The following is a 4988-nucleotide window of genomic DNA, read 5'->3' as shown; positions in this document are numbered from 1 at the left end:
GTAAACATTCACGGAGAGTTTGATCCTGGCTCAGGACGAACGCTGGCGGCGTGCTTAACACATGCAAGTCGAACGATGAACCACTTCGGTGGGGATTAGTGGCGAACGGGTGAGTAACACGTGGGCAATCTGCCCTGCACTCTGGGACAAGCCCTGGAAACGGGGTCTAATACCGGATACTGATCATCTTGGGCATCCTTGGTGATCGAAAGCTCCGGCGGTGCAGGATGAGCCCGCGGCCTATCAGCTTGTTGGTGAGGTAATGGCTCACCAAGGCGACGACGGGTAGCCGGCCTGAGAGGGCGACCGGCCACACTGGGACTGAGACACGGCCCAGACTCCTACGGGAGGCAGCAGTGGGGAATATTGCACAATGGGCGAAAGCCTGATGCAGCGACGCCGCGTGAGGGATGACGGCCTTCGGGTTGTAAACCTCTTTCAGCAGGGAAGAAGCGAAAGTGACGGTACCTGCAGAAGAAGCGCCGGCTAACTACGTGCCAGCAGCCGCGGTAATACGTAGGGCGCGAGCGTTGTCCGGAATTATTGGGCGTAAAGAGCTCGTAGGCGGCTTGTCGCGTCGGTTGTGAAAGCCCGGGGCTTAACCCCGGGTCTGCAGTCGATACGGGCAGGCTAGAGTTCGGTAGGGGAGATCGGAATTCCTGGTGTAGCGGTGAAATGCGCAGATATCAGGAGGAACACCGGTGGCGAAGGCGGATCTCTGGGCCGATACTGACGCTGAGGAGCGAAAGCGTGGGGAGCGAACAGGATTAGATACCCTGGTAGTCCACGCCGTAAACGGTGGGCACTAGGTGTGGGCGACATTCCACGTCGTCCGTGCCGCAGCTAACGCATTAAGTGCCCCGCCTGGGGAGTACGGCCGCAAGGCTAAAACTCAAAGGAATTGACGGGGGCCCGCACAAGCGGCGGAGCATGTGGCTTAATTCGACGCAACGCGAAGAACCTTACCAAGGCTTGACATACACCGGAAAGCATTAGAGATAGTGCCCCCCTTGTGGTCGGTGTACAGGTGGTGCATGGCTGTCGTCAGCTCGTGTCGTGAGATGTTGGGTTAAGTCCCGCAACGAGCGCAACCCTTGTCCCGTGTTGCCAGCAAGCTCCTTCGGGGGTGTTGGGGACTCACGGGAGACCGCCGGGGTCAACTCGGAGGAAGGTGGGGACGACGTCAAGTCATCATGCCCCTTATGTCTTGGGCTGCACACGTGCTACAATGGCCGGTACAATGAGCTGCGATACCGTGAGGTGGAGCGAATCTCAAAAAGCCGGTCTCAGTTCGGATTGGGGTCTGCAACTCGACCCCATGAAGTCGGAGTCGCTAGTAATCGCAGATCAGCATTGCTGCGGTGAATACGTTCCCGGGCCTTGTACACACCGCCCGTCACGTCACGAAAGTCGGTAACACCCGAAGCCGGTGGCCCAACCCCTTGTGGGAGGGAGCTGTCGAAGGTGGGACTGGCGATTGGGACGAAGTCGTAACAAGGTAGCCGTACCGGAAGGTGCGGCTGGATCACCTCCTTTCTAAGGAGCACTTCTTACCAGGCCTGGCTTGGTCAGAGGCCAGTACATCGGCGAATGTCTGATGCTGGTTGCTCATGGGTGGAACGTTGACTATTCGGCACACTCGGTCCGTCCGGACCGCTAGTACTGCTCTTCGGGGCGTGGAACGCGGATCACGGGAGGGTGAGGGTGTCGGGCGCGCTGTTGGGTGTCTGAGGGTATGGCCGTATGGCTGCCTTCAGTGCCGGCCCCGGTAAAAATCTGCTTCGGTGGGTTGTGACGGGTGGTTGGTCGTTGTTTGAGAACTGCACAGTGGACGCGAGCATCTGTGGCCAAGTTTTTAAGGGCGCACGGTGGATGCCTTGGCACCAGGAACCGATGAAGGACGTGGGAGGCCACGATAGGCCCCGGGGAGTCGTCAACCAGGCTTTGATCCGGGGGTGTCCGAATGGGGAAACCCGGCAGTCGTCATGGGCTGTCACCCTTGCCTGAACACATAGGGCAAGTGGAGGGAACGCGGGGAAGTGAAACATCTCAGTACCCGCAGGAAGAGAAAACAACCGTGATTCCGGGAGTAGTGGCGAGCGAAACCGGATGAGGCCAAACCGTATGCGTGTGAGACCCGGCAGGGGTTGCGTATACGGGGTTGTGGGATCTCTCTTTTGTGGTCTGCCGGCCATGAGACGAGTCAGAAACCGTTGATGTAGGCGAAGGACATGCGAAAGGTCCGGCGTAGAGGGTAAGACCCCCGTAGTCGAAACATTAGCGGCTCGTTTGAGAGACACCCAAGTAGCACGGGGCCCGAGAAATCCCGTGTGAATCTGGCGGGACCACCCGCTAAGCCTAAATATTCCCTGGTGACCGATAGCGGATAGTACCGTGAGGGAATGGTGAAAAGTACCGCGGGAGCGGAGTGAAATAGTACCTGAAACCGTGTGCCTACAAGCCGTGGGAGCGTCGGACATCAGCTTGCTGGTGTCTCGTGACTGCGTGCCTTTTGAAGAATGAGCCTGCGAGTTTGCGGTGTGTTGCGAGGTTAACCCGGGTGGGGTAGCCGTAGCGAAAGCGAGTCCGAATAGGGCGTTTGAGTAGCACGCTCAAGACCCGAAGCGGAGTGATCTAGCCATGGGCAGGTTGAAGCGGAGGTAAGACTTCGTGGAGGACCGAACCCACCAGGGTTGAAAACCTGGGGGATGACCTGTGGTTAGGGGTGAAAGGCCAATCAAACTCCGTGATAGCTGGTTCTCCCCGAAATGCATTTAGGTGCAGCGTCGTGTGTTTCTTGCCGGAGGTAGAGCACTGGATAGGCGATGGGCCCTACCGGGTTACTGACCTTAGCCAAACTCCGAATGCCGGTAAGTGAGAGCGCGGCAGTGAGACTGTGGGGGATAAGCTCCATGGTCGAGAGGGAAACAGCCCAGAGCATCGACTAAGGCCCCTAAGCGTACGCTAAGTGGGAAAGGATGTGGAGTCGCACAGACAACCAGGAGGTTGGCTTAGAAGCAGCCACCCTTGAAAGAGTGCGTAATAGCTCACTGGTCTAGTGATTCCGCGCCGACAATGTAGCGGGGCTCAAGCGTACCGCCGAAGTCGTGTCATTGCAGCAGATAGCCCCAACGGGTGCTGTGATGGGTAGGGGAGCGTCGTGTGCCGGGTGAAGCAGCGCCGGAAGGCAGTTGTGGACGGTTCACGAGTGAGAATGCAGGCATGAGTAGCGATACAAACGTGAGAAACGTTTGCGCCGATTGACTAAGGGTTCCTGGGTCAAGCTGATCTGCCCAGGGTAAGTCGGGACCTAAGGCGAGGCCGACAGGCGTAGTCGATGGATAACCGGTTGATATTCCGGTACCCGCTGTGAAGCGTCAAACATTGAATCCAGTGATGCTAAGGCCGTGAAGCCGCCCTGGAGCCTTCGGGCAAAGGGGAGTGGTGGAGCCGCCGGCCCAAGTTGGTAGTAGGTGAGTGATGGGGTGACGCAGGAAGGTAGTCCATCCCGGGCGGTGGTTGTCCCGGGGTAAGGGTGTAGGACGTCAGGTAGGTAAATCCGCCTGGCAATAGTCTGAGACCTGATGCCGAGCCGATTGTGGTGAAGTGGATGATCCTATGCTGTCGAGAAAAGCCTCTAGCGAGTTTCATGGCGGCCCGTACCCTAAACCGACTCAGGTGGTCAGGTAGAGAATACCGAGGCGTTCGGGTGAACTATGGTTAAGGAACTCGGCAAAATGCCCCCGTAACTTCGGGAGAAGGGGGGCCACGTCTGGTGAGGGGACTTGCTCCTCGAGCTGGGGGTGGCCGCAGAGACCAGCGAGAAGCGACTGTTTACTAAAAACACAGGTCCGTGCGAAGCCGTAAGGCGATGTATACGGACTGACGCCTGCCCGGTGCTGGAACGTTAAGGGGACCGGTTAGCTCCATTTCGGTGGGGCGAAGCTGAGAACTTAAGCGCCAGTAAACGGCGGTGGTAACTATAACCATCCTAAGGTAGCGAAATTCCTTGTCGGGTAAGTTCCGACCTGCACGAATGGCGTAACGACTTCTCGACTGTCTCAACCATAGGCCCGGTGAAATTGCACTACGAGTAAAGATGCTCGTTTCGCGCAGCAGGACGGAAAGACCCCGGGACCTTTACTACAGTTTGATATTGGTGTTCGGTTCGGCTTGTGTAGGATAGCTGGGAGACTTTGAACTCTGGACGCCAGTTCAGGGGGAGTCGTCGTTGAAATACCAGTCTGGTCGTGCTGGATGTCTAACCTGGGTCCGTGATCCGGATCAGGGACAGTGTCTGATGGGTAGTTTAACTGGGGCGGTTGCCTCCTAAAGAGTAACGGAGGCGCCCAAAGGTTCCCTCAGCCTGGTTGGCAATCAGGTGTTGAGTGTAAGTGCACAAGGGAGCTTGACTGTGAGACCGACGGGTCGAGCAGGGACGAAAGTCGGGACTAGTGATCCGGCGGTGGCTTGTGGAAGCGCCGTCGCTCAACGGATAAAAGGTACCCCGGGGATAACAGGCTGATCTTCCCCAAGAGTCCATATCGACGGGATGGTTTGGCACCTCGATGTCGGCTCGTCGCATCCTGGGGCTGGAGTCGGTCCCAAGGGTTGGGCTGTTCGCCCATTAAAGCGGTACGCGAGCTGGGTTTAGAACGTCGTGAGACAGTTCGGTCCCTATCCGCTGTGCGCGTAGGAGTCTTGAGAAGGGCTGTCCCTAGTACGAGAGGACCGGGACGGACGAACCTCTGGTGTGCCAGTTGTTCTGCCAAGGGCATGGCTGGTTGGCTACGTTCGGGAGGGATAACCGCTGAAAGCATCTAAGCGGGAAGCCTGCTTCGAGATGAGGACTCCCACCTCCATGAGAGGGTAAGGCTCCCAGTAGACGACTGGGTTGATAGGCCGGATATGGAAGCACGGTAACGTGTGGAGTTGACCGGTACTAATAGGCCGAGGGCTTGTCCTCAGTTGCTCGCGTCCACTGTGTT

The 4988-nt window shown here is 57.7% G+C and carries 2 rRNA genes; both read left to right on the top strand.

The window, feature by feature from the left end:
* Positions 1-7: 7 nt before the first annotated feature.
* A 16S ribosomal RNA gene (locus IE178_RS34855) occupies positions 8-1536 on the top strand.
* Between the two features lie 309 nt (positions 1537-1845).
* Positions 1846-4966, top strand: a 23S ribosomal RNA gene (locus tag IE178_RS34850).
* The 16S and 23S rRNA genes sit together here, the layout of an rRNA operon.
* Positions 4967-4988: the final 22 nt, after the last annotated feature.

This window comes from Streptomyces griseoloalbus (assembly GCA_014650015.1).
GTDB classification, from domain to species: Bacteria; Actinomycetota; Actinomycetes; order Streptomycetales; family Streptomycetaceae; genus Streptomyces; species Streptomyces griseoloalbus.
Note: the sequence above shows the minus strand (reverse complement) of the source record. Positions and strands in the feature narration are given on the sequence as shown.